Raw genomic sequence first — 24,730 nt, forward strand, 5'->3', positions numbered from 1 at the left:
GAGCCGTATTCGTAGATGCCTTCCATGCTGATGTGGCGGGCCTCGAAGGCGGCGGGGTTGAACATTTCCGACAGGAACTGCTCGCTGGCCTTGTCGCCGTGCAGCACGCTGTTCTCGCCGCCCTCTTCGTAGTTGAGGACGAACTGCACGGCGACGCGGGCGCCGCCCGGCCAGCGGGCGTGGGGCACGTCGCGGCCGTAGCCGATCAGGTCGCGCGGGTAGGGGGCGGTGCTGTCGTAGATCATGCGGGTGCTCAGGAGGAAAGGGCCAGGGACAGGTCGTTGGTGGGCAGCTTGCGGTCGAAGGTCAGGCCTTCCTCCACGTGCAGCAGGTGTTCGTTCATCAGGCGCACGGCCAGTTCTTCGTCCCTGGCGGCGAGCGCCTTGACGATGTCGGCGTGCTCTTCGTTCGAGTGCTCGGCGGCGGCGGTGCTCTGGTACATCAGCGTGATCAGGGCGCAGCGCGAGATCAGGTCGCGCAGCAGCTCGGCCAGCACCTCGTTGCCCATCAGCTCGGCCATGCGCACGTGGAAGTCGCCCAGCAGCTCGGTGCGACCGGGCACGTCCTGGTTGTTCACGGCCTGTTTCTCCTGGGCCACGTGCTCGCGCAGCGCCTTGAGCTTGGCGGGGCTGACCTGACGCGCGAACGCGCGTGTCATCTCGACTTCCAGCATGCGCCGCACCGCGAACACCTGCTTGGCCTCTTCCACCGACGGCGCGGCCACGAAGGCACCGCGCGCGGGTTCGAGCCGGATCAGGCGGTTCTGGGACAGCTGGAACAGGGCCTGGCGGACCAGGGTGCGCGACACCCCGAAGTGGTCGGCCAGCTTCTGCTCGGCGAGCTTGGTGCCCGGATGAAGCCGGTGCTCGACGATGGCCCGGGTCAGCGATTCGACGATCTGGCTGGTGCTGGACGTTTCCATGAAGTCATCATATCCAGAAAAACAAAAAGTGTATACACTTTTGGTCGACCGAACTTCATGAGGACTTCACCATGGGCCTGAGCACCCACGTTCTGGACACGATGAATGGCTGCCCCGCGGCGGGCATGGCTGTCGAGCTCTACACCACCGACGGCGAGCAGGCCACGCTGGTCAAGCGCTTCACGCTGAACCACGACGGCCGCAACCCGGACGGGCCGCTGTACGACAACGCCAGCCTGAAGGTCGGCACCTACCGGCTGGTGTTCGATGTGAAGGGGTATTTCGCGGCGAAAGGAGCAGCGCTGCCCGAGCCCAACTTCCTGAACCGCGTGGCGCTGGACTTCGGCGTGGCCCACACCGACCAGCACTACCACGTGCCGCTGCTGGTCAGCCCCTGGAGCTACAGCACGTACAGAGGCAGCTGACGCTGCCGGGGGTCACCGGTTCCTCTGGCCTTCCGTGAGGGTGTCGAGCTGGAACTGCCCGCTCTTGTCCCAGAGCCAGGTGTCGACGTAGTACACACGGCCCATGAGCACTGGCGCAGGGTAGGGTGCGGCTTCCTGGATGGCGCGCTCGATCTCGGCCTTGGCGCCCGGATGGCTGGGCGGTCGCATCCAGTGCATGGTGACGATCCGGCCACGGTGGTCCAGCTCCAGCTGCATGGTGCCCACACCCTGCAGCAGCGGCGGCATCTTGCCCTTGAAGATGCGGTGGGCGTTTTTGCCGTAGATGTGTTGTGCGCCATCGCGGCGGTAGTCGCGCGGGGTGGCCGCGTGCGACACGTAGGTGGGTGGCGGTTCGACGGCCACCGGCGCCTCCGGTGTCGGGACCATGGTTTCCAGCGCGGGCTCGGCCGGCGGCGGTGTGGGCACCGGCGAGGCGCAGGCGGCGAGCAGGGCGACCACGGCCAGGGAGGCCAGTCGGTCGGCGGCAATGAAACGGGCAGTTGGAGCGTGCATGGATGTCTCTCGGAGTCTTCGTGATCGGCGAAGTCGCCGCCAGGCAGGGCGCCATAGGGCAGGGAGGATGCAGTTTATGGGTCTTTGCCCACTTGCCCAAGCAAGACCCCGGTGGATACTGCCAGGCGGTCGCCGCATCGGCGTATATGGACGGATTTTTTGGCATGCACGCCACACAGCACCCTGATCTGAACCCCCTGTTTGAACGCCTGGCGCGGGCACCGGCGGTGCTGGTATCCGTTTCGCGCACCCAGGGCTCGGTGCCGCGGGAGGCCGGCACCTGGATGGCCGTGTGGCCCGACGGGCAGGTGGGCACCATCGGTGGCGGCCACCTGGAATGGGATGCGCTGAAGCAGGCCCGGGACGCGCTGGCGACCGGCGCGTCGGCGCCCTGGATGCTCCGGGTCGCGCTCGGCCCCAGTCTCGGCCAGTGCTGCGGCGGCGTGGTGGAACTGCGCTTCGAGCCGGTCTCGCAGGCCGAGGCTGGCGCCCTGCGGCAGCGGCTGGCGCAGGAGCTCGCGCCGGTCGCCCTGTTTGGCGGCGGGCACGTTGGTCAGGCCATCGTGCGGGCGCTGGCGCCGCTGCCGTTCGCGGTGCTCTGGGTCGACAGCCGCGACGGCGTGTTTCCCGACCACCTGCCAACCACGGTGCGTGCCGAACATTCCGAGCCGGTGCAGGACGCGGTGCGCGACCTGCCGCCGGGTGCGCTGGTGCTCATCATGAGCTTCTCGCATACGGAAGACCTGGACATCGTCGCGGCCTGCCTGCAGCGGCGCCGGGTCGTGGGCGACCTGCCGTTTGTGGGCCTGATCGGCAGCAAGACCAAATGGGCCACCTTCCGGCGCCGGCTTCTGGAGCGGGGCTTCACGGACGCTGAGCTCGGGGGCATCACCTGCCCGATCGGACTGCCTGGCATCGGCGGCAAGGAGCCGGCGGTGATCGCGGCCTCAGTGGTTGCCCAGCTGCTGATCCAGCGCAGCGCCTGAAGCAGCGCCACCGGTCGCCGCGCGGCCGGTTCTTCCCATCCATTGCGGGTAAACCCCAGTCATTTTGGTTGTGCGGCCTCTTGTTGTGTTCGATTTTTGTATACAAACTATGTGTTCGAAATATGAATTCAACCAGGAGATGCCATGAAGCTGCGCGTGATCAACCCGAACACCACGCAGGCGATGACGGACACCATCGGCCAGGCCGCGCGCCGCGTGGCGGGGCCGGGCACGCTGATCGTGGCCAGCCAGCCGGCCAGCGGTCCGGTGTCGATCGAGAGCCATTTCGACGAGGCGGTGGCCGCCATCGGGGTTGCCGAGGAGGTGCTGGCCGGCGAGCGTGAGGGCACCGACGCCTACGTGATCGCCTGTTTCGGCGACCCGGGGCTGTGGTCGGCCCGCGAGCTGACCCGGGCACCCGTGATCGGCATCGCCGAAGCGGCCTTCCACATGGCCGCCCTGATCGCCACCCGCTTTTCCGTGGTCACCACACTGGGCCGCACCTGCGTGATTGCCGAACACCTGCTGGCCCAGTACGGTTTCGAGCACCAGTGCCGCCGGGTGCGCGCCGCCGAGATTCCGGTGCTGGATCTGGAACACGACCCCGATGCGTCCCTGCGCAAGATCATCGAAGAGAGCCTGCGGGCCAAGGAAGAGGATGGGGTCGGCGCCATCGTCCTGGGTTGCGGCGGCATGGCCGACCTCACCGAAGAGATCTCGCGGGCTGTGGGCCTGCCCGTGGTCGAAGGCGTGACCGCGGCGGTCAAGCTGGCCGAATCACTGGTGCACCTGGGCCTGCACACCAGCAAGCACGGCGACCTGGACTTCCCCCGTCCCAAGGCCTTTGCGGGCCGTTTCAGTCACTTCAGCGCCTGAACGGCGCATCCTGCTTCCCACCCACAAGGAGACAACACCATGAGCGAAGCGCAAGAGAAAGCGGCCGGCGAAGAATCGCTGGCACCACAGGAAACCCGGATCATGGACCGCTGGTCCTACCTGCTGGCCTGGCTGGGTGGCTGTGTGTCCATCGGCACCTTTGCCATGGGCTCCAGCCTGGTCGGCCAGCTGAACATGCTGCAGGCGGTGGGGGCCATTGCCATCGGCTGCTTCGTCATCGGTGTGGCGCTGGCCATCAACGGCGCCGCGGGTCACAAGTACGGCATCCCCTTCATGGTGCAGGCGCGCACGGCCTTCGGCTTCTCGGGCACCCGCCTGCCCGGCCTGGTGCGCGCGGTGCCGGCGGTGGTGTGGTTCGGCTTCCAGAGCTGGATCGGTGCCGGCGCGCTGAACGCGGTGTCGGCCACGCTGCTGGGCTGGGACAACCTGGTGGCCTGGTTCGTCATCTTCCAGCTGCTGCAGATCGCGCTCTCGGTCTATGGCTTCAAGGGCATCAAGTGGCTGGAGAACGTGGGCAGCGTGTTCATCATTGCCTCGCTGGTCTACATGTTCTACGCCGTGATCACCAAGTTCGGCGGCGCCATCAACGAGCGCATCACCAGCATCGAGGGCACCTGGGGCATGCCGTTCTGGGGCGCGACGATGCTGTTCCTGGGCATCTACAGCACCATGATGCTCAACGTCAGCGACTACTCGCGCGAACTGCACAAGAATGTGCGGCCCGGTCCGCTGACCACCATCTACGCCATGAGCATCCTGCCCGCCACCCTGTTCATGGGCCTGATCGGTCTGATGGTCTCCGGGGCCACCGGCACGGCCGATCCGATCAAGGTGTTCTCCAGCGCGGTCGACAACACGCCCCTGCTGGTCACCACGCTGTTGTTCATCGCCTTCGCCCAGGTCACCACCAACGTGCTGAACAACGTGGTGCCCCCGGCCTATGTGCTGATGGACCTGTTCCGCCTCTCGTTCCGCAAGTCGGCGGTGGTGGTCGGTCTGCTGGCCTTCTGCACCTTCCCGTGGGTGCTCGTGAAGGACGAATCCGCCTCGGGCCTGCAGATGTTCGTGCAGACCTATTCCGCCTTCCTGGGACCGATCTTCGCGGTGCTGGTGGTGGACTACTACGTGCTGCGCGGCCGCCGCCTCGATCTGGCCAAGCTCTATGACGAGAACGGTCCGTACCGTGGCGTGAACTGGGCCGGCATGCTGGCCACGCTGGCCGGTGCGGCCGTGGCGCTGTCCTTCCCGTCCATCAGCTGGTACGCGAGCCTGTTGCCGGCCGGCGTGGTGTATTACCTGCTGATGAACCACTGGGCGCCGTGCCGCCGCTTCCTCGACGGCGAGCCGACCGTGGCGGCCCCGATGACCGCCAGCCGCCGGAGGGCCTGAGCCTAGAATCCGGGCATGCCCAGAAAACGCAGCAGCCCGGTGAACGCCCGCGCACCACAGGTGGGGCCGGAGGACGCGCTGGACACGACCGAGCGCGGCCCCACGGTAGAGAGCATCGCGCAGGATGTCGCCGCCGCCATCGTGGAAAAGCGCATCCCGCCGGGCACCTGGCTGCGCGAAGAGGCCCTCGGCCGGGTTTACGGGGTGAGCCGGACCAAGGTGCGCGCCGCACTGCTCATGCTGGCCAAGGACAAGCTGGTCGAGACCATTCCCGACAAAGGCACCTACGTGTGCCAGCCGAGTGTGGAAGAGGCGCGAGAGGTGTTCTCGGCGCGCCGCCTCATCGAGGCGGAGATCGTGCGGCTGTTCGTGGCACGCGCCCGGCCAGCGGACTTCGAGCAGCTGCGCCAGCACATCCGCATGGAGCGTTCCGCGCTCAAGGGGCCCTCGCTCGGCGCCGTCCGGGAAGAGCTGCTCGGGGATTTCCACGTGGCACTGGCCGAGGCCGCCGGGCACCGCATCCTCACCGAGATCCTCACCGAGCTGGTGGCGCGCAGTTCCCTGATTGCCATGCTCTACCAGAGCAGCAACGACGCGCACTGCTCGACCGACGAACACGAGCAGTTTCTGCGCATCTGCGAGACCGGCCACGCGGACTCGGCGGTGGCCAACATGATGGACCACCTGCAGCGCCTGGAGGCCAGCCTTGACCTGGGACAGGTGCGGGCCAGCCGGCAGCTGGATCTGGTCAACGCGCTGATGATGTGACCCGGTCACGGGTGGCACGGCCCGTGCTTGCTGGCACGGCACCACCTCGGGTAAACCCCGGATCATCTGTCTCCAAAAAGTGTATACACTTTCTCCATCCGGTCGCAGCGGAGCGGGTGCCTGGGCCACACAGCCCGGGGCACTCAATTACGCGGCCCTCAGTCGACTCAGAGCGCCCGCGGTGGTGAGTCGCAAACCCTGACGGATTCACCGTCCTTGTGTTGAGGTGCCATGGAAACCTATTTGCTCGACTGGGCCAATCTGCTGCTGCGCTGGCTGCACGTCATCGTCGCCATCGCCTGGATCGGCTCCTCCTTCTACTTCGTCTTCCTCGACAGCAGCCTCACGCCGCCCGAAGACGAGCAGCTGAAAAAAGACGGCGTGTCCGGTGAGTTGTGGGCGCTGCACGGCGGCGGCTTCTACCACCCGGTCAAGTTCAAGGCTGCGCCGCCCAAGCTCCCCGAGCACCTGCACTGGTTCTACTGGGAGAGCTATTCCACCTGGCTCTCGGGCTTTGCGCTGTTCCTGATCTCCTACCTCTGGAGCCCCAGCGTCTATCTGATCGACCCGCGGGTCATGGAATGGTCGCCCGCCGGCGCCATCGCCGCGGCGCTGGCCTTCCTGGTGGTGTTCTGGTTCGCCTATGACGCCATCTGCCGCACGCTGGGGCAGACGAAAAACGGCGATGCCAAGGTGGGCGCGCTGGTGCTGGTGCTGGTGTGCGTGGCGGCCTACGCGGCCACGCAGATGTTCGCCGGCCGCGCTGCTTTCCTGCTGATGGGTGCCATGCTCGCGACCTCGATGAGCGCCAACGTGTTCTTCTGGATCATCCCCGGCCAGCGCACCATGGTGGCCGACATGAAGGCCGGCCGCCCGGTGGACCCGATCCACGGCATCCGCGGCAAGCAGCGCAGCGTGCACAACACCTACTTCACGCTGCCGGTGCTGTTCGCCATGCTCAGCAACCACTACAGCTTCACCTACGCACACCCGCAGAACTGGCTGATCCTCATCGGCATGATGTTCGCGGGCGCCGCCATCCGCCAGTTCTTCGTAATGCGCCACGGCTACAAGCTCGGCCGCAATCCGCACCCCTGGAAGTACGCGGCCGTGGGCGTGGTGGTGCTGCTGGGTCTCATCGTCTGGCTGCGGCCCGCGCCCGCTGTGCCCGCCACGGCAGTGCCCGCTACGGTGGGCTATGCCCAGCTGCAGCCCGTGGTCGCACAACGCTGCGTGATGTGCCACGGCGAGGCCCTGCAGAGCAAGGGTGTGCGCCTGGACTCGGCGGACGAGCTGAAGAAGAACGCGCAGATGGTCTACCAGCAGGTGGTGGTGCAGAAGCTCATGCCGATGAACAACGCCACCGGCATCACCGAGGACGAGAGAGCCCTGTTTGCCCGCTGGTTTGAAGCGGGTGCGCCCACGAACTGAAACCGTCCTGCGCTACGCTCAGGGGTTTCCAACCAACGGGAGACCCCATGAAAACGCGCGCAGCCGTCGCCTGGAAGGCCGGCGAACCCCTGACCATTGAAACGGTGGACCTGGCCGGTCCGAGGCTGGGAGAGGTGCTGGTCGAGATCAAGGCCACCGGCATCTGCCACACCGACTACTACACGCTCTCGGGCGCCGACCCCGAGGGCCTGTTCCCCGCGATCCTGGGCCACGAAGGCGCGGGCATCGTGGTGGACGTCGGCCCCGGCGTGACCTCGCTCAAGAAGGGCGACCACGTCATCCCCCTCTACACGCCCGAATGCCGCCAGTGCAAGTTCTGCCTGAGCCGCAAGACCAACCTCTGCCAGCTCATCCGCGGCACGCAGGGCAAGGGCCTGATGCCCGACGCCACCAGCCGCTTCTCCATCGACGGCAAGCCCATCCTGCACTACATGGGCACCTCGACCTTCAGCAACTATACCGTGGTGCCCGAGATCGCGCTGGCCAAGATCCGCGAAGACGCGCCGTTTGACAAGGTCTGCTACATCGGCTGTGGCGTCACCACCGGCATTGGCGCCGTGCTGTTCACCGCCAAGGTGGAAGCGGGCGCCAACGTGGTGGTGTTCGGTCTGGGAGGCATCGGCCTGAACGTGATCCAGGGCGCCAAGATGGTGGGAGCCGACAAGATCATCGGCGTCGACCTCAACCCCGAGCGCGAGGCCATGGCCCGCCAGTTCGGCATGACGCACTTCATCAATCCCAAGGACCACGAGAACGTGGTCGACGCCATCGTGCAGCTCACCGATGGCGGTGCCGATTACTCCTTCGAGTGCATCGGCAACACCAAGGTGATGCGCCAGGCGCTGGAGTGCACGCACAAGGGCTGGGGCCGCAGCATCATCATCGGTGTGGCCGAAGCCGGCGCCGAGATCAGCACCCGCCCGTTCCAGCTGGTCACCGGCCGCAAGTGGGAAGGCTCGGCCTTCGGCGGCGCACGCGGCCGCACCGACGTGCCCAAGATCGTGGACTGGTACATGGACGGCAAGATCGACATCGACAGCCTGATCACCCACAAGCTCAAGCTCGAAGACATCAACGAAGGCTTCGCGCTGATGAAGCGCGGCGAGTCCATCCGTTCCGTCGTCGAGTTCTGAGCCCGCCATGGCGCTGCCGCTGCTGAACGCCGACACCCGCGTGCGCGCGGGCGTGCTGGAGGTGGCCTGCCACATGGCCGGGCCGTCCGACGGCCCGACCGTGCTGCTGATGCACGGCTTCCCCTACGACATCCATTCGTACGTGGACGTGGCGCCGATGCTGGCCGCCGCCGGTTGCCGCGTGGTCGTGCCCTACCTGCGCGGCTACGGCGGCACACGCTTCCTCGACGCGGCCACGCCGCGCTCGGGCGAGCAGGCGGTGCTGGGCGATGACCTGCGGGCCCTGCTCGATGCGCTCTCCATTGAGCGCGCCGTGCTGGCCGGCTACGACTGGGGCGGCCGCGCCGCTTGCGTGGTCGCGGCGCTGTGGCCCGAACGCTGCGCCGGCCTGGTCACGGTCAACAGCTACAACCTGCAGAACATTGCCCGCGCGATGGTGCCGGACATGCCCGAGAACGAGCAGCGCCTCTGGTACCAGTACCTGTTCCACAGCGAACGCGGCCGCGCGGCGCTGACGCAGGACCGGCGCGCGCTGTGCCGCCGGCTTTGGGAACTCTGGTCGCCGACCTGGGCCTTCGACGACGCCACCTTCGAGCGCAGCGCCGCCGCCTTCGACCACCCCGACTTCGTGGACGTGGTCATCCACTCCTACCGCCACCGCTTCGGCCTGGTGCCGGGCGACCCGGCGGTGGCCGATGTCGAGTGCCGCATCGCCGCCCAGCCGGCCATCACCGTGCCCACCATCAGCCTGGACGGCACGGCCGACGGCGTGCGCCCCTGGGAGCCTGCCGCCGCCCAGGCCCACCGCTTCAGCGGTCCGCGCCAGCACCGCGTGCTGCCCGGCATCGGCCACAACCTGCCGCAGGAAGCGCCGCGCGCCTTTGCCGACGCGGTGCTCGAACTGGTCCGCCGCTGACCCCTTTCACCCACACGACACCATGGCCCTCGAACGACTTGAACTGCTCAGCGAACACGGCTGCTTCGGCGGCGTGCAGCGCTTCTACAAACACTTCTCGGTCAACCAGATCGGCCTGCCGATGCGCTTCGCGCTGTTCCTGCCGCCGCAGGCGCAGGCTGGGCAGAAAGTGCCGCTGCTGACCTACCTGGCCGGCCTGACCTGCACCGAAGAAACCGCGACCATGAAGGCCGGCGCGCAGCGCCTGGCCGCGCAGCTGGGCCTGGCCCTGCTGTTCCCCGACACCAGCCCGCGCAACAGCGGCATCGACGGCGAGGACCACCACTGGGACTTCGGCGTCGGCGCCGGTTTCTACCTCGATGCCACCGAACACCCCTGGGCCGGCCACTGGCAGATGGAGAGCTACCTGCTGCAGGACCTCATCCCGGGCGTCGTGGCCGAGTTCGGTCTGGACGGCGACCGTCTGGGCATCACCGGCCACTCCATGGGCGGGCACGGTGCGCTCACGCTGGCGCTGCGGCACCCCGGCGTGTTCCGCAGTCTCTCGGCCTTCGCGCCCATCTGCGCGCCGACGAAGTGCCCCTGGGGCTACAAGGCGTTTCTGGGTTACCTGGGGCAGGACGAAGCGACTTGGCAAGCGCACGACGCCAGCCTGCTGATGGCCGCGCAGAAGGCGGCGCCGTATCCTGGCGGCATCCTCATCGACCAGGGCCTGACCGACAAATTCCTGTCCGAACAGCTCCACCCCGAAGCCTTCGAGACTGCCTGTGCCCAGGCGGGCCAGCCGCTCACGCTGCGCCGCCACGCCGGCTACGACCACGGCTACTACTTCATCAGCAGCTTCATCGACGACCACCTGCGCCACCACGCGCAGGCGCTGGCCGCCGCTGGCTGAGCGCCAGCGGCGGCGCCACGCCGCTCAGGCCTGCCAGAGCACGCTCTTGCCGGAGTTCTCCCAGGCCTCGTAGTGCCTGGCGTACAGGTCTTCGATGCGGTTGCGCTTGACCTTGAAGGTCGGGGTGATCACGTCGTTGTCCACCGTCCAGGCCGTGGTGGTCACCACCAGGCACTGCAGCCGCTCGTGCGGGTCCAGCGTGGCGTTGATGGCCTTGATGTGAGCGGCCAGCGATGTCTCCAGGGCGGCGCGGCCGTCGGCGCTGGCCGACTGGGCCACGGCGTCGGCGTTGAGCATCGCGATGCCCAGCGGCTGGCCCAGGTTGGCGCCGGTGACCACGCAGGCCTCGATGGCCGGGTGCATCACCAGCTTGTCCTCGATCGGTGCCGGCGCCACGTACTTGCCCTTGCCGGTCTTGAACAGGTCTTTCACCCGGCCGGTGATGCGCAGCAGGCCCTGCGCGTCGATGCTGCCCTTGTCACCGGTCTTGAGCCAGCCGTCGGGGGTGAACACCTCGGCCGTCTTCTCGGGCTCCTTGTAGTAGCCCTGCATCAGCGCCAGGCTCTTCATCTGGATCTCGCCGGTCTCGGGGTCGATGCGCTGTTGCACGTCGGGGTAGGTCGGGCCCACCGTGCCGCGCTGGTTTTTGCCGGATTCGGTGATGTGCGAGAGCGCGAGGTTCTCGGTCATGCCGTAGCCCTCGTTGATCGCCAGGCCCAGCTTGCCGTACCACTCCAGCAGCGCCAGCGGCATGGGCGCGGCGCCGCCCGCGGCGAAGCGGCACAGGTCCAGGCCCAGCGCCTTGCGGATCTTCTTGCGCACCAGGCCGCCGATGAGGGGGATGCCCAGCAGGCGGTCGAGCTTGGCCGGCGGCATCTTGTGGTGGATGCCCTGCTGGAACTTGACCCACAGCCGCGGCACCGAGAAGAACACCGTGGGGCGCGCACGCTGCAGGTCGGCCGCGAAGGTGTCCAGCGATTCGGCGAAGTACACGTGCATGGAGGTGCGCAGCCAGCCATGCTCCACCAGCATGCGCTCGACCACGTGCGCCAGCGGCAGGTAGGACAGCATGCGGTCCTCCTGGCCCAGCGGGATGCGGCCCAGGCCGCGGTCCAGCGCCCAGGCGAAGTTGCCGAAGCTGTGCATCACCCCCTTGGGCATGCCGGTGGTGCCCGAGGTGTAGATCAGCGTGGCCAGCTCGTCCTCGCCGCGGGTGGGCGACTCCTTCATGGGTGCGGTGCGCGCCACGATGGCATCCCAGCCCTCGTAGGCGCGTTTCGCGTCGTCGGGCGACAGCGGGTAGCTCATGCAGGGCAGGCCGGCGGGCACGCCGGGTTTCATCTGTTCCCAGCCGTCGAGCTTGCCGACGAACAGGGCCTTGGACTCGCTGTGGGTCAGGATCTGGGTGATGGTCTCGGGTGCCAGCGTCGGGTAGAGCGGCACCGAGACGTAGCCGGCCATCCAGATGGCCAGGTCGCTCATCATCCACCAGGCGCAGTTCTTCGAGAGGATGGCCACCTTGCTGCCGGGTGCCCAGCCCTGGGCCTTCAGGTGCGCGGCCATGCGCCGGCTGTGGTCGGCCACCTGGGCCCAGGTGAAGTCCTGCACCGCGCCGCCGCCCATGGGCTGCGTCAGGGCCACCCGCGATGGCGCGGTCTTCTCCCAGTGGTAGAGGCGTTGCAGGGCAAGGTAGTCGGGTGAAATTTTGGTCATGCGCATCTCCAGGTGAACCCCGGAATCTACCGGGCCTGGCCGAAAGCCGGGCAGCGGGCTTTCCCGCGTGTTTTCTAGAGCTTGCGCTCCAGTTTTGCACGCAGCCCTGACCTGGATCAAGCCGCCGGCAGGCGCGGGAGACAACGCTGGCAGACCTCGCGGGCCGTGGTCACGTAGCGCTGGCTGCGTTCCAGTCCACCGTCTTCGCCCAGTCGCGGCACGACCCAGCCGACATAGGTGGTGGCCCGCAGGGCCAGGAAGAGGTCGAGCGTATCCAGGTCCAGGGGGTGCACCGCCTGGTAACCCCGCAGCAGGGCGTCCCGCAGCGTCGGGTAGGTGGGCGACCCGATGAACTTGAGCAGGGTGGTGGCCATGTCGAAGACTCGGTAGCCCCAGCCGCCGTCGTCGAAGTCCAGCAGGCCGATGCGGTCGCCGTGCAGCAGCACGTTCTCGCGCACCAGGTCGGCGTGGACCAGGCCGAAATCGAGCCGGTCCTGCAGGCGCTGCAGCTCGCGCCGTGCCGCGGACCGGAAGTGCTCGAACAGCTGCCGGTCGTCGGCGGACAGGGCCGGGTGTTCCCAGAAACGGCCCCAGACCGGCGCCTCGCCCAGCAGGCCCTCGGCGTCCCAGCGCACGCGGGAGAAGCCCGCCGGCGGAACCCAGGCGTCCGATGCCTCGTGCAGTCGTGCCATCTGCTGCCCCAGCGCATGGAACAGGTGGTCGATGTCGGGCGCGGGATCTTCCTGCAGCGCAGCGCCCAGGGTCTGTCCGGGCAGCCAGGTCAGCAGATCCACCTGGTGGCCGTCCACTTCTTCGAGCAAGTGGCCGCGCAGCGAGGGCACGGGCTTGGGCACCAGCAGGCCGGCCTGGGCCAGCGCCGCCATCCACTGCAGTTCGGATTCGAGTTCGATGCTGCGGCGGTAGCCGGGCCGCTTGATGCGCAGGGCGTAGTGCCCGGCTGAGGCGACGGTGACGCGGTAGACCTGGTTCTCGCGGCCCGCCACGAACCGCAGGCGCGCGTGACCGAGGCCCCAGGCGGCGGCCGCCTGCTGGGCAAGGTCTGTCATGGCGCCAGCCCGGCCAGCACCTCGTCCAGCGCCTGCATGAGCAGGCCCAGGTGCTTTTCCGAAAAGGTCATCGGCGGGCGGATCTTGAGGGTGTTCTTGTGTCGGCCCAGCCTGGACAGCAGGATGCCGCGCTCGCGCAGGGCGTTGACCACCTGGTCGGCCAGTTCCGCTGCGGGTGCGAGGGTGGTCCGGTCCTTCACGAACTCGACGCCGAACACCATGCCGCTCTGGCGCACGTCGCCGATCACCGGGTACTTCGCGGACAGGCCGGTCAGCGCCTTCGCAGCGAGGGCACCGATCTTCGCGGCGTTGGCCTGCAGCTGGCGCTGATCGATCTCTTCCAGCACCGCCATCGCCGCGGCACAGGCCACGGGGTTGCCGCCGAAGGTGTTGAAGTAGCGGTAGGAACCACGGAAGCGCGCCATCACCTCGGGCCGCGTGACCAGACCCGCCACCGGGTAGCCGTTGCCCATGGGTTTGCCCATGGTCACCACATCGGGCGTCACGCCCTGCTTCTGGTGGGCCCAGAAGTGGCTACCGCTGCGCGCGAAGCCGGACTGCACCTCGTCGCAGATCAGGAAGCCGCCGGCCGCGCGCACCACCTGCTCGGTCGGCCGCAGCCAGCCGGGCGCCTGGGTCGGGAAGCCTTCGTTGAGGAACAGCGGGCACACGATCAGCGCCGCGAAGCCGATGCCCGAGCGCTCCAGTGCGTCGATCTGCTCCTGCACCTTGGCAGCAAACCTCAGCCCCTGGGGGTCATCGATGCGCAGGCTGTCGGGTGCCTCGACATGGCGCACGTACTGGCCCAGCCCGAAGCCGTGGGCCGGCGGGTTGCTGGTGGACAGCTGGCTGACCAGGCTGGTGTTGCCATGGTAGGTGGCGTCGGTGGCGATGACGCCCCGCTTGCCGGTCATGGCCTCGGCCATGCGCAGCGCGATGTCGTTGGCCTCGGAGCCGGTGCAGGTGAGCAGGGCGTTGGAGAGTTCGCCGCCGAAGGTGGCGGTCAGCTTCTCTGCATAGGTCACCAGGTTCTCGTGCAGGTAGCGGCTGTGCACGTTGAGCTGGCGGCTCTGCGAAGCGATGGCCTCCACCACCCGCGGGTTGCAGTGACCGACGTGCGGCACGTTGTTGTAGCAGTCGAGGTAGCGGCGGCCGTCCGCGTCCCAGAGCCACACGTCCTCGCCCTTCACGATGTGGACTGGCCGCTGGTAGAAGGTGGAGACGTTGGGCCCCAGCAGGGCCCGCCGCTTCTCGATGAGTTCGGTGTCGTTCATGCCGGGTGTGTGTTCAAGCATCCCGGGCCTGTCAGGAGATCACGTCCTGGATCAGTTCCTTGTTCTCCTTGTGGCGGGCCATGGCGAAGAAGTAGCCCACCACCAGCACGCCAAAGGGCAGCAGTGCCATGAACCAGCCCAGGCCGTTCATGGCCCAGGAGGTCGTGGTCGGGTCCAGGCCTTCGGCCACGGCACCGGTCAGCAGGCCGAAGCGCGCCAGCAGCAGGTAGAGCCCGACCGACAGCCCGACGGTGGCCAGCACCGGCGCGATCAGCGACTGGAAGAGGTTCGCGTCGCCCGGCACCCGGCGGAACCAGGCGATGACCGCCAGGCAGACCAGGATCTCGATCAGCAGGATGGAGACCACCGCCAGGCCGGAGAACCAGAAGAACATGTTGAGGATGGGGTCCAGATGGGCCAGGGCGAAGAGGGCGATCACGGCCAGCGTGATCACCGACACGGTGACCGAACCGGCCGACGGCGCGCCGCGGCTGTTCACGTTGGCCAGCGCGGCCGGCAGCGTGCCGCCGCGGCCCAGGGCGAACAGGTAGCGGGCGGCGGAGTTCTGGAATGCCAGCATGGCGGCGAACAGGCTGGAGAGCACCAGGCTCTTCATCATGGCCGACAGCCAGTCGCCCACGTACTGGCTCGCCAGTGTGAACAGCACGTTGGCGGGGTTGACCAGGGGCGCGCCGTCCACCGACGACAGCTCGACCACCCGGTCCATCACCTTGCCCGAACCCAGGCCGGTCACGACCGCGAAGGTGGTGCTGGCGAACAGCACGGTGATGAAGAGCACGGCCACGTAGGTGGCCAGTGGCACCGTGCGCTTGGGGTTGATCGACTCCTCGCCGTAGATGGCGGTGGCCTCGAAGCCGACGAAGGACGCGAACGCGAACGCCAGTGCGATGCCCGCCGACCCGGCCAGCCCGCCGGCCAGGATGCTCGAGGGGCTGAAGGACGCCGCGAAGTTCCAGCCTTCGGGGCCGCCCTGGACGAGGATGGCCACCGTGGTGATCACCAGCACCAGCAGTTCCAGCCCCAGCAGCAGGCCCAGCACGTGTGCGCCCACGTCGACGCTGCGCAGCGACAGCCAGGTCACGGCGGCCCACGCCAGCAGCGACCACCCCCACCAGGGCAGGGCGCCGACCTGCTCGGCCATCAGCCCGCCGAAGAAGCCGAATATCGACAGGTGGATGGCCAGGTATGCCAGCAGGGAAACGAAGGCCGAACCCACGCCCAGGTGCAGGCCCATGCCGCGACCGATGTAGGCGAAGAACGCTCCGGAGTTGGTCACCTGGTGGCTCATGGCGGCGTAGCCCACGCTGAACAGGAGCAGGGTCAGGCCGGCCAGCAGGTAGGCGCCGGGCGCGGCGGCGCCGTTGCCCAGCAGGATGGCGGCGGGCAGCGCGCCGGTCATGCCCACCAGCGGCGAGGCGGCGGCGACCACGAAGAAGACGATGCCGATCACGCCCAGGCGGCCGGATCGCAGGGACTGGTCGGCGCCCGGGGCGGGCCCGGACGATGAGAGTGAAGTGGAAGCGGTGTTCATGGCTGTTCCTCGTCGTTGTGTCGGTGTATCCGTGCCGCCGGCCTTGGGTGCCAGGGTGGACGGGATGCTAGGGACGGGCCGCCGAACGGGTTATCAAAACTGCGCACGATGTGGTCCGGGTTTCTCCCAATCGGTCCCGCGGCTGCTACGCTGCGCGCCATGAGCGACCCCACCGACGAGCCCCCCGAAGACGCGGAAGCGCCCGGCTGGGCCCAGTCCCTGCTGACCTTCGACATGGACGCCCATGCCGCGGCGCAGGGCGACTGGTCGCTGCATTACGAGCAGCTCTCCAGCGGTCGTTTTCGCGGCGAGCTGTCTCTGGTGGAGCTGGTCGGCGTGCGCCTCACCGAAGAGAAAACCAGCCTGGCGCTGCGCCAGCGCGGGCGGCTGGGCGAGCAGGTCTATGGGTTCGCGATGTCGGTGGCACCGACCGGGGATGTGTACTTCGACGGCCGCAAGGTCCACCCCGACGCCATCCTCTGTGGCAGCGGGCGCGAGATCGATTTCGTCACGCCGGCGCAGCACCACCTGGTCGCGCTGACCGTGGAGCGCAGCCTGCTCAACCCGCTGTGGGAACACATGTACCAGAAGCCGCTGGCCAGCTGGCTGGAGCGGCAGATGGAGCTGCTGCCCACGCCCGAGAGCGCCGCCGCGCTGCGCAGCAAGCACCAGCAGGCGCTGAAGGAGGCGCTGGCCCTGGCGCAGCATTTCACCGAGCCGTCGGCGCTGAACCAGCTGCGCGACGACATCCTGATCGAGTGGATCGAGGCGCTGCCGCCGAGCGTGGACACCTCGGACCTGGATTCGCTGGCGCGGCGCAAGCGCATGGTGGACAAGGCCTGCGAGCTGATGATGGCCAACCCGGACGAGCCACCGTCGATCCTGGACGTGTGCAGCCGGGTGGGGGCGAGCCGGCGCAAGCTGAACTACTGTTTCCAGGACGTGCTGGGCACCTCACCGACGCAGTACCTGCGGGCGCTGCGGCTCAACGGGGTGCGGCGCGGGCTGCGCGAGGCAGGGGCGGGCGCGACGGTGCAGGACGTGGCGGCGCGCTGGGGCTTCTGGCACCTGGGGCAGTTTTCGCTGGACTACAAGAAGCACTTTTTCGAGCTGCCTTCGGAGACATTGGCTCGGGCTCGGAAGGGGCGCTAGGGTAAACCCGCAAGGCGGTTTTGCGCATTTCCGATCACGCATGAAGAGGGGCGGCCGGCACAGTGCTCGGCATGAGTTCTTGCTATCCCACCCTCTCTTTGTACGTGGCCGGCCAGTGGTTGTCAGCGGCCTCGGGCGGTGAACGCCCCGTCGTCAATCCCGCCGATGAAAGTGTGCTCGCCACGCTGCCCCTGGCCGGCCCGGCCGAGCTGGCCGCCGCCGCCGAATCGGCCCAGCGCGGCTTCGAACAATGGCGCCGAGTGCGCCCGCACGACCGCTACGTGGTTCTGCGCCGCGCGGCCGAGCTGCTGCGCGAGCGCGCCGGCGAGATCGCCACCGTGCTCACGCTCGAACAGGGCAAGCCGCTGGCCGAGGCCAAGCGCGAGGTCACGCTGTCGGCCGACATCATCGATTTCCAGGCCGAGGAGGGCAAACGCCTGTACGGCCGCACCGTGGCGCCGCGCGTCGACGGCATCCTCTCGCACACCGTGCAGCGTGTGCCGGTCGGCCCGGTGGCCGCGTTCACGCCCTGGAACTTCCCGGTCAACCTGCCCAGCCGCAAGCTCGGCAGCGCGCTAGCGGCGGGCTGCAGCGTGGTGCTCAAGCCGGCCGAAGAAACGCCGGGCAGCGCCATGCTGCTGGTGCGCTGCTTCCTGGACGCCGGCGTGCCGGCCGAGGCAATCCAGCTGGTCTGCGGCGACCCGGCGCAGGTCTCGTCCTTCCTGATCGAGCGGACCGAGATCGCCAAGGTCTCGGTCACCGGTTCGGTCGCCGTGGGCAAGCTGCTGGGCGAGCATGCCGCGCGCCACGTCAAGCGCTTCACCGGCGAGCTGGGCGGCCACGCGCCGGTCATCGTGGCCGAGGACATGGCCGACGGCGCAGGTCTGGACTTCGTGCTCAAGCAGTCGGTCACCGCCAAGTACCGCAACGCCGGCCAGGTCTGCGCCTCGCCGATCCGCTTCTACGTGCCGCGCGCGCAGCTGGCGACGTTCAGCGAACGCTTCGCCGCCGCCGCGCAGAAGCTGCAGCTTGGCGCCGGCCTGGACGCCGCCACGCAGATGGGGCCGCTGGCACATGCGCGCCGCATCGAGGACATGGAGCGTTTCGTCGACGACGCTGTGGGCCAGGGCGCGCGCCTGCTCACCGGCGGCCACCGCGTGGCGCGGCCCGGCTTCTTCTTTGAACCCACCGTGTTCGCCGAGGCGCCGCTGAGCAGCCGCGTGATGCAGCAGGAGCCCTTCGGCCCCATCGCGGTGATCCAGCCCTACGACACGCTGGACGCCGCCATCGAACAGGCCAACGCGCTGCCCTATGCGCTCGGCGCCTACGCCTTCACGCGCGACCTGCACTCCGCCCACCGCCTCGGCGAAGGCATCGCCGCCGGCATGGTCGGCATCAACCACTTCGGCGTCTCGCAGCCCGAGCTGCCGTTTGGCGGCCACAAGGAAAGCGGCCTCGGCCAGGAGCAGGGCGCCGAGGGCATCACCCATTACACCGAGGTCAAGACCGTGACCATCGGCCAACCGTTCTGAACCCGGGAGCAAGCACATGAGCACGATCGAACAACTCAAGCAGGACAACGCCGAATTCCAGTGGCACCCGATGGCCCACCCGGCGGCCATGAAGAAGAGTAAGCCCGACATCGTCGCGCGCGGCGAAGGCTGCTGGATCTGGGACGTCGACGGCCACAAGATGCTCGACGGCGTGGGCGGCCTCTGGGCCAGCAACCTGGGCCACAGCGCCACGGCGGTGCGCGACGCCATCGTGGCCCAGCTCGACGAGCTGCCCTTCTACAACATCTTCCGCGGCACTTCGCACCCGCGCGCCATCGAACTCTCGGCCCAGCTGGTGAGGATGATGGAGCCCGACGGCGTGGCCAGCGTGATGTTCTCCAGCGGCGGCTCGGACGCGGTCGAGACCGCGCTCAAGCTGGCGCGCCAGTACCACAAGCTGCGCGGCGAAAAGGACCGCTTCAAGTTCATCAGCCTGCGCCAGGGCTACCACGGCGTGCACTTCGGCGGCATGAGCGTCAACGGCAACACCAACTTCCGCCGCGCCTACGAGCCGTTGCTGCCCGGGTGCTTCCACATCGACACGCCCTGGCTCTACCGCAACCCCTACACCAGCGACCCGCTGGAGCTGGGCGAGATCTGCGCCGAGCTGCTGGAGCGCGAGATCGTGTTCCAGGGGCCGGACACGGTGGCCGCCTTCATCGCAGAGCCGGTGCAGGGCGCGGGCGGCGTGATCGTGCCGCCGGCCAACTACTGGCCGCTGGTGCGCAAGATCTGCGACAAATACGGCGTGCTGCTGATCGCCGACGAGGTGGTGACCGGCTTCGGCCGCACCGGCCACCTGTTCGGCACCCGCCTGTGGGGCGTGAACGCCGACCTGTGGTGCCTGGCCAAGGGCATCAGCTCGGGCTATGTGCCGCTGGGCGCGACGGCGATTTCCAGCAAGGTCGCACAGGTGTTCAACGACGACAAGAGCGGCCAGGCCGCCGTGGGCCACGGCTACACCTACAGCGCCCACCCGGTGGCCGCTGCCGCCGCGCTGGCCACGCTGGCGCAGATCCAGGCGCTGGACGTGCCGGGCAACGCCGGCCGCGTCGGCGCGGTGATGCAGGAGCGCCTGCGCCAGCTGGAGAAGACCTGCAGCTTCGTCGGCAACGTGCGCGGCGTCGGCCTGATGCTGGGCATCGAGATGGTGGACGACAAGGCCACGCGCACGCCCATGCCGCGCAGCAGCGACATCCCGGCCCGCGTCGCCAAGGAGGCCTACCTGCGCGGCCTGATGGTGCGCATCTCCGGCCCCAACCTGATCCTCTCGCCGCCGCTGGTGATCTCGCTCGACGAGGTGAACCACCTGTGCGACGTGCTCGAAGCGTCCTTCGCCGCCGTGGAGGCAACGCTGTGAGCCCGACCCAGGCGGGCCGAGCGCCGGTCATCCTGCTGATCGGCACCGTCGACACCAAAAGCGACGAAATGGCCTACCTGCGCCAGTCGGTCGAGCACCTTGGTGGCACCGCTTTGGTGATGGACGTGGGCGTGCTGGGCAAGGGCGGCTTCACACCCGACATTCTGAACACCGAGGTGGCGGCTGCGGCCGGCGTGACGCTGCAGCAGGTGATGGACACCGGCGACGAGAACACCTCGATGAAGCTCATGGCCACTGGCGCTTCGCTGATCGCGACCCAGTGGTACGTCGAAGGCCGTTTCGACGGCCTGCTGGCCCTGGGCGGCACCATGGGCACCGACCTGGCGCTGGACGTGGCCAACGCGCTGCCGCTGGGCTGCCCGAAGGTGGTGCTGTCCACCATCGCCTACTCGCCGCTGATACCGCCCGACCGCATCCCGCCGGACCTGATCATGCGGCTGTGGGCCGGCGGCCTGTATGGGCTGAACCGCCTGTGCAAGGCGGCGCTGGGGCAGGCCGCGGGCGCGGTGGTCGGCGCCTGCCAGGCGCGCGCGGCCGAGGCCGATCCGCGCCCGGTGATCGGCATGACCTCGCTGGGCAGCAGCGCGCTCTCGTACATGAAGAAGCTCAAGCCGGCGCTGGAAGCGCGCGGCTACGAACTCGCCGTGTTCCACACCACCGGCATGGGCGGGCGCGCCTTCGAAGACCTGGCGCGGCGCGGCTACTTCGCCGCGGTGATGGACTTCAGCTTGCAGGAACTGGTCAACGACCTGGCCGGCAGCTGCGTGAGCGCCGGCAGCGAACGCCTGCTGGGCGCGGGGCGGGCGGGCGTGCCGCAGATCGTGGCGCCGGGCGCGACCGACATGGTCGACTTCGCCGCCTGGACGCGCTGCCCCGAGCCCTTCATCGGCCGCTCGGTGCACGAGCACAACCGCCTGATCGCCTCGGTCTGCATCGACCCCGAGATGCGCCGCCACGTGGCGCGCGCCATCGCCGACCGGCTGGATCAGGCCACCGGCCCGACCTGCCTGCTGCTGCCCATGGGCGGTGTCGAGCAGTGGGACCGGCCCGGCGAGCCGCTGCACGACCCCGAGGGGCTGAAGGCCTTCACAGACGAGATGGTCCACGTGGTCTCGCCGCAGACCGTGTTCCAGCCGGTGGACGCGCACATCAACGACGAAGCCTTTGTACAGGCCGCGCTGCGCGTGTTCGACGGCTGGGTGGCCGCCGGGCTGGTGCCGCCGGGCGTGGTCGAGGTGTCAGATGAGAGGAAGGCGGCATGAGCGCGCAGGCACTGGTCCTGGACTTCGGCGGCGTCATCAGCCGCATGCTGTTCGAGACGCATGAGCTTTCCGAACAGGCCTTGGGCCTGCCGCCTGGCACCCTGACCTGGAAAGGTCCGTTCGACCCGGCCACCGACCCGCTCTGGCAGGCCATGCAGGCGGACCAGCTCAGCGAGCGCGACTACTGGATGACCCGCACCCGCGAGGTCGGCCGCCTGCTCGGTGAAGACTGGGACAGGATGGAAACCTTCGTGCAGCGCGCGCGGGGGGCCGACGTGGCGGCGGTGATCCGGCCCGAGGCGGTGTCGATCATCGCTGCAGCCAAAGCGGCCGGGAAAAAGCTGGCCATCCTCTCCAACGAGCTGGACCTGTTCTACGGCGCCGACTTCCGCAGCCGCCTGCCGCTGCTGCAGCTGTTCGACGTGACCGTGGACGCCACCTACACCGGCATCCTAAAACCCGATCCGCGCGCCTACGCGGCGGTGACCGAGGCGCTGGGCCTGCCGGCGCACGAGTGCGTGTTCGTGGACGACCAGAAGCGCAACGCCGACGGCGGCGTGAAGGCGGGGATGCAGGTGGTGCACTTCGACGTGCTGCAGCCCGGAGCGTCGTTTGCGAAAGCCCGGTCGCTGCTGGGGCTGGCCGGCTGAACGCCACCGGCCGGCGCTATGCTGACCGGATGACCTCTTCCATCGAACTCATCGAATTCACCACCGGCGGCGACCCGGCCGCCCAGCCGGTGGCCAGCATCGTGGTGCTGCACGGCCTCGGGGCCGACGGCCGCGACTTCGTGCCCGTGGCCCAAGCCATGGACCTTTCGGCCATCGGCCCGGTGCGTTTCGTGTTCCCCAGCGCGCCGGTGCGGCCGGTGACGATCAACGGCGGCTACGAGATGCGCGCCTGGTACGACATCTTTTCCTTCGGCACAGACCCGGCCGCGTCGCGCCAGGAGGACGAGGTGGGCCTGCGCGAGAGCCAGGCCATCGTGCAGCAGCTGGTTGAGCGGGAGGTGCAGCGCGGTGTGCCAGCGCACCGCGTGGTGCTGATGGGCTTCTCGCAGGGCTGCGCCATGACCCTGCTGGCCGGCCTGCGCGCACCGCAGCGGCTGGCGGGCCTGGTGGCGCTGTCGGGCTACCTGCCGCTGGCGGCGACCACGGCCGCGCAGGCCAGCGACGCGAACCGGGGCGTGCCGGTGTTCATGGCGCATGGCGATGCCGACGACATCGTAGTGCCGGCGCGCGGCGAGGCGGCGCGCGACGCGCTGGCGGCCCTGGGCTACCCGGTGGACTGGCGGTCCTATTCCATGGGGCACGAGGTCTGCATGGAAGAGATCGCCGACCTCAACGCCTGGCTGGTGCAACTGCTGGCGGTCTGATCTGGCTCAAACAGCGTGTTTTTGGCGCCGCTGATCGGCGCTTCAGTATTCGCCGGTCTGTCCGATAGTGGCGATAGCCCGTTTGTCACCTTTCGGAAAAACCGCCATGACCTCTGTTGCCCTGTCTTCCGTGTTTCGGCCAGGCGGCTGGTCCCTGACCGCCAAGCTGAGCCTGTCCGCTGTGCTGTTGTGTGTGCTTTGCGTTGGAACCACCAGCGCCGTCGTGGGTTTGCAGGCCAGCGACAGGGCCCGCCAGGCGGCCAGCGACCAGGCCCGTGTGGTGGCCGACCAGGTGGCGGCCCAGATCGGCGGCGAACTCGGTCGCAGCTTTTCCGCCGTGCTCGGCATGGCGGCCAGCATCGAAGGCATGAAGGCCGAGGGTCACCCGCCCAGCCGCGAGCAGCTCGATGACATGGCCCGCCAGGTGCTGACCCAGCGCAGCGAGTTCATTGGCACCTACTCGATCTGGGAGCCGAATGCGCTGGACGGCCGGGACTCGGATTTCGTGAAGAAGGGCCCGGGCTACGACGAGACAGGGCGCTACATCGCCTACTGGAACCGCGGCAGCGGGCAGATCGCCGTCGAGCCGCTGCTGGACTACGAGAAGGAAGGGTCCAACGACTGGTACGCGATTCCTCGCAAGACGCGCAAGCCCGCCCTGATCGAGCCCTACGTCTACCCGGTCGCCGGCAAGGACGTGCTCATGACCACCATGGTCACCCCGGTGCTGGTGGGGGGCCAGTTTGTCGCTGCGGTCGGTTCCGACGTGCCGCTGTCGGATCTGTCCGCGCGGTTGAGCGCGCTGGAACCTGTGCCCGGTGGGCGGGTGTCACTGATCTCCAACGGGGGGCTGTACGTGGCCGTGCACGACAAGGCACGCCTGGGTAAGCGGGCCGACGACCTGCCGCCCGAGGCGCTGGCGCGCATCGCCAAGGGCGAGTCCCATGTGTGGGACGACGGCCAGGGCTGGATGCACCTGTACGCCCCCGTCACCGTGCAGCAGGGCACGGCGCCCTGGAGCGTGGTGGTCTCCTACCCGCTGGCCGTGGCCGCTGCTGCCGCCCAGCAGCAGCTCTATGGCGCCGTGGCCGCCGCGGCCGTGGCCTGCGTGCTGGCCGCGGTGCTCATGACGCTGCTGGTGCGCTCGCTGATGAAGCCGCTGCGCGAACTCGGGCGCACCATGGACGGGCTGGCCTCGGGCAGCACCGACCTGCGCGTCGAGCTGCCGGTGCGGGGGACCGACGAGCTGTCGGTGATTGCCCAGGGCTTCAACGGATTTGCGCGCAAGCTGCGCAACGCCTTCAGCGAAGTCGGCGACGTCTCGGGTGGCGTGGCCAACGCTTCCAGGGAAATCGCCACCGGCAACGCCGACCTCTCGGTTCGCACCGAACAGCAGGCTTCACACCTGCAGCAGAGCGCCAGCGCCATGCGCGAACTCACCGACGCCGTGGCCCACAGCGCGGAGTCGTCCGACCACGCGGCCCAGCTGGCACGCGAGGCGGTGACCCAGGCGCACAACGGCCAGAACGTGATGCGCGAGACCCGCGACGCCATGGACAAGATCAACGAGTCCAGCCGCCGCATCGCCGACATCACCGGCCTGATCGACTCGATCGCGTTCCAGACCAACATTCTGGCCCTGAACGCCGCCGTCGAGGCGGCACGGGCGGGCGACCAGGGGCGCGGTTTTGCCGTGGTGGCGGGTGAGGTGCGCACGCTGGCACAGCGCAGCGCCACCGCGGCCAAGGACATCCGCCAGCTCACCGTCGATTCGGTGGACCGCGTGGCTTCCGGCGCGGCGCTGATCCGCCAGGCCGAGGCCTCGCTGAACCACCTGGGTGACGCCGTGCAGCAGGTCGACCAGCTGCTGTCCGAGGTCAGCCAGGTGACCCGGGAGCAATCGGGCCGCATCCGGTCGGTGACCGACGCCATCGGCGAGATCGACCAGAACACCCAGCAGAACGCCGCCATCGTGGAGCAGGCGGCGGCTGCAGCCGATTCCCTGCAGCAGCAGTCGGCACGGCTGGTGCAGACCGTGCAGCAGTTCGTGGGGCAATCGTGATGGCTATTTGTTACTGATCAAT

Annotated in this window: 22 protein-coding genes and 1 pseudogene; 16 read left to right on the plus strand and 7 right to left on the minus strand. The window is 68.5% G+C overall.

Going from position 1 to position 24,730, the window contains the following annotated elements:
- Positions 1 to 245: pseudogene (locus HFL01S_RS07000) on the minus strand (allantoinase); the annotation flags it as partial.
- Positions 246 to 253: 8 nt separating this feature from the next.
- Positions 254 to 922 (minus strand): GntR family transcriptional regulator, encoded by a 669-nt coding sequence (locus HFL01S_RS07005; protein ID WP_066256612.1) that lies wholly within the window; start codon positions 920 to 922, stop codon positions 254 to 256.
- 71 nt (positions 923 to 993) lie between these two features.
- Between HFL01S_RS07005 and uraH the strand changes: the two genes are divergently transcribed.
- On the plus strand, positions 994 to 1,347 hold the full coding sequence (gene uraH / locus HFL01S_RS07010) for a hydroxyisourate hydrolase (protein WP_066256615.1): 354 nt from the start codon (positions 994 to 996) through the stop codon (positions 1,345 to 1,347).
- A 12-nt stretch (positions 1,348 to 1,359) separates the two neighbouring features.
- Here the strand turns inward: uraH and HFL01S_RS07015 are convergent, their stop codons facing one another.
- Complete coding sequence (locus tag HFL01S_RS07015) at positions 1,360 to 1,881, minus strand: hypothetical protein (protein ID WP_066256617.1); 522 nt, start codon at positions 1,879 to 1,881, stop codon at positions 1,360 to 1,362.
- 164 nt (positions 1,882 to 2,045) lie between these two features.
- On the opposite strand from HFL01S_RS07015, the gene xdhC reads away from it, so the two are divergent.
- The 8 genes from xdhC (at position 2,046) to fghA (ending at position 10,317) form a co-directional block, all read left to right on the plus strand.
- Positions 2,046 to 2,867, plus strand: a complete 822-nt coding sequence (xdhC, locus tag HFL01S_RS07020; protein WP_066257013.1) for a xanthine dehydrogenase accessory protein XdhC — start codon at positions 2,046 to 2,048, stop codon at positions 2,865 to 2,867.
- 144 nt (positions 2,868 to 3,011) lie between these two features.
- The gene (locus HFL01S_RS07025; protein WP_066256624.1) at positions 3,012 to 3,743 is read left to right on the plus strand and encodes an aspartate/glutamate racemase family protein; all 732 of its coding nucleotides are present in this window, start codon (positions 3,012 to 3,014) and stop codon (positions 3,741 to 3,743) included.
- 39 nt (positions 3,744 to 3,782) lie between these two features.
- Complete coding sequence (locus HFL01S_RS07030) at positions 3,783 to 5,153, plus strand: NCS1 family transporter (RefSeq protein ID WP_157538792.1); 1,371 nt, start codon at positions 3,783 to 3,785, stop codon at positions 5,151 to 5,153.
- Between the two features lie 15 nt (positions 5,154 to 5,168).
- Positions 5,169 to 5,921, plus strand: a complete 753-nt coding sequence (locus HFL01S_RS07035; protein ID WP_084383137.1) for a GntR family transcriptional regulator — start codon at positions 5,169 to 5,171, stop codon at positions 5,919 to 5,921.
- A 231-nt stretch (positions 5,922 to 6,152) separates the two neighbouring features.
- Positions 6,153 to 7,352, plus strand: coding sequence for a urate hydroxylase PuuD (locus HFL01S_RS07040; RefSeq protein WP_066256625.1), 1,200 nt, complete (start codon positions 6,153 to 6,155; stop codon positions 7,350 to 7,352).
- Positions 7,353 to 7,399: 47 nt separating this feature from the next.
- Positions 7,400 to 8,506 (plus strand): S-(hydroxymethyl)glutathione dehydrogenase/class III alcohol dehydrogenase, encoded by a 1,107-nt coding sequence (locus HFL01S_RS07045; RefSeq protein ID WP_066256627.1) that lies wholly within the window; start codon positions 7,400 to 7,402, stop codon positions 8,504 to 8,506.
- A gap of 7 nt (positions 8,507 to 8,513) precedes the next feature.
- Positions 8,514 to 9,422: an alpha/beta fold hydrolase gene (locus HFL01S_RS07050; protein WP_066256631.1), complete on the plus strand. Its 909-nt coding sequence runs from the start codon at positions 8,514 to 8,516 to the stop codon at positions 9,420 to 9,422.
- A 22-nt stretch (positions 9,423 to 9,444) separates the two neighbouring features.
- Positions 9,445 to 10,317, plus strand: coding sequence for an S-formylglutathione hydrolase (gene fghA / locus HFL01S_RS07055; RefSeq protein WP_066256635.1), 873 nt, complete (start codon positions 9,445 to 9,447; stop codon positions 10,315 to 10,317).
- 24 nt (positions 10,318 to 10,341) lie between these two features.
- Here the strand turns inward: fghA and HFL01S_RS07060 are convergent, their stop codons facing one another.
- The 4 genes from HFL01S_RS07060 to HFL01S_RS07075 all read right to left on the minus strand — a co-directional run bounded on the left by HFL01S_RS07060 (position 10,342) and on the right by HFL01S_RS07075 (position 15,923).
- Entirely contained in the window at positions 10,342 to 12,030 is a 1,689-nt protein-coding gene (locus HFL01S_RS07060) for an AMP-binding protein (protein ID WP_157538793.1), read from the minus strand.
- A gap of 116 nt (positions 12,031 to 12,146) precedes the next feature.
- Positions 12,147 to 13,097 (minus strand): phosphotransferase enzyme family protein, encoded by a 951-nt coding sequence (locus HFL01S_RS07065; RefSeq protein WP_066256641.1) that lies wholly within the window; start codon positions 13,095 to 13,097, stop codon positions 12,147 to 12,149.
- On the minus strand, positions 13,094 to 14,392 hold the full coding sequence (locus HFL01S_RS07070; RefSeq protein ID WP_066256643.1) for an aspartate aminotransferase family protein: 1,299 nt from the start codon (positions 14,390 to 14,392) through the stop codon (positions 13,094 to 13,096). Before HFL01S_RS07070 ends, HFL01S_RS07065 begins: the two co-directional genes overlap by 4 nt.
- A gap of 10 nt (positions 14,393 to 14,402) precedes the next feature.
- The gene (locus HFL01S_RS07075) at positions 14,403 to 15,923 is read right to left on the minus strand and encodes an APC family permease (protein WP_066256646.1); all 1,521 of its coding nucleotides are present in this window, start codon (positions 15,921 to 15,923) and stop codon (positions 14,403 to 14,405) included.
- Between the two features lie 159 nt (positions 15,924 to 16,082).
- On the opposite strand from HFL01S_RS07075, the gene HFL01S_RS07080 reads away from it, so the two are divergent.
- The 7 genes from HFL01S_RS07080 to HFL01S_RS07110 all read left to right on the plus strand — a co-directional run bounded on the left by HFL01S_RS07080 (position 16,083) and on the right by HFL01S_RS07110 (position 24,708).
- The gene (locus HFL01S_RS07080) at positions 16,083 to 17,075 is read left to right on the plus strand and encodes a helix-turn-helix domain-containing protein (RefSeq protein WP_066256647.1); all 993 of its coding nucleotides are present in this window, start codon (positions 16,083 to 16,085) and stop codon (positions 17,073 to 17,075) included.
- Positions 17,076 to 17,146: 71 nt separating this feature from the next.
- The gene (locus HFL01S_RS07085; protein WP_066256648.1) at positions 17,147 to 18,607 is read left to right on the plus strand and encodes an NAD-dependent succinate-semialdehyde dehydrogenase; all 1,461 of its coding nucleotides are present in this window, start codon (positions 17,147 to 17,149) and stop codon (positions 18,605 to 18,607) included.
- 16 nt (positions 18,608 to 18,623) lie between these two features.
- The gene (locus HFL01S_RS07090; RefSeq protein WP_066256651.1) at positions 18,624 to 19,988 is read left to right on the plus strand and encodes an aminotransferase class III-fold pyridoxal phosphate-dependent enzyme; all 1,365 of its coding nucleotides are present in this window, start codon (positions 18,624 to 18,626) and stop codon (positions 19,986 to 19,988) included.
- Complete coding sequence (locus tag HFL01S_RS07095; RefSeq protein WP_066256653.1) at positions 19,985 to 21,271, plus strand: Tm-1-like ATP-binding domain-containing protein; 1,287 nt, start codon at positions 19,985 to 19,987, stop codon at positions 21,269 to 21,271. The genes HFL01S_RS07090 and HFL01S_RS07095 overlap by 4 nt, the downstream gene beginning before the upstream one ends.
- Positions 21,268 to 21,921 (plus strand): HAD-IA family hydrolase, encoded by a 654-nt coding sequence (locus HFL01S_RS07100; protein ID WP_066256656.1) that lies wholly within the window; start codon positions 21,268 to 21,270, stop codon positions 21,919 to 21,921. The genes HFL01S_RS07095 and HFL01S_RS07100 overlap by 4 nt, the downstream gene beginning before the upstream one ends.
- A gap of 29 nt (positions 21,922 to 21,950) precedes the next feature.
- Positions 21,951 to 22,646 (plus strand): alpha/beta hydrolase, encoded by a 696-nt coding sequence (locus HFL01S_RS07105; RefSeq protein WP_066256659.1) that lies wholly within the window; start codon positions 21,951 to 21,953, stop codon positions 22,644 to 22,646.
- Between the two features lie 106 nt (positions 22,647 to 22,752).
- Positions 22,753 to 24,708 (plus strand): methyl-accepting chemotaxis protein, encoded by a 1,956-nt coding sequence (locus tag HFL01S_RS07110; RefSeq protein ID WP_066256662.1) that lies wholly within the window; start codon positions 22,753 to 22,755, stop codon positions 24,706 to 24,708.
- Positions 24,709 to 24,730 lie beyond the last annotated feature (22 nt).

Origin of the sequence: Hydrogenophaga flava NBRC 102514 (assembly GCF_001571145.1) — a bacterium.
GTDB classification, from domain to species: domain Bacteria; phylum Pseudomonadota; class Gammaproteobacteria; order Burkholderiales; family Burkholderiaceae_C; genus Hydrogenophaga; species Hydrogenophaga flava.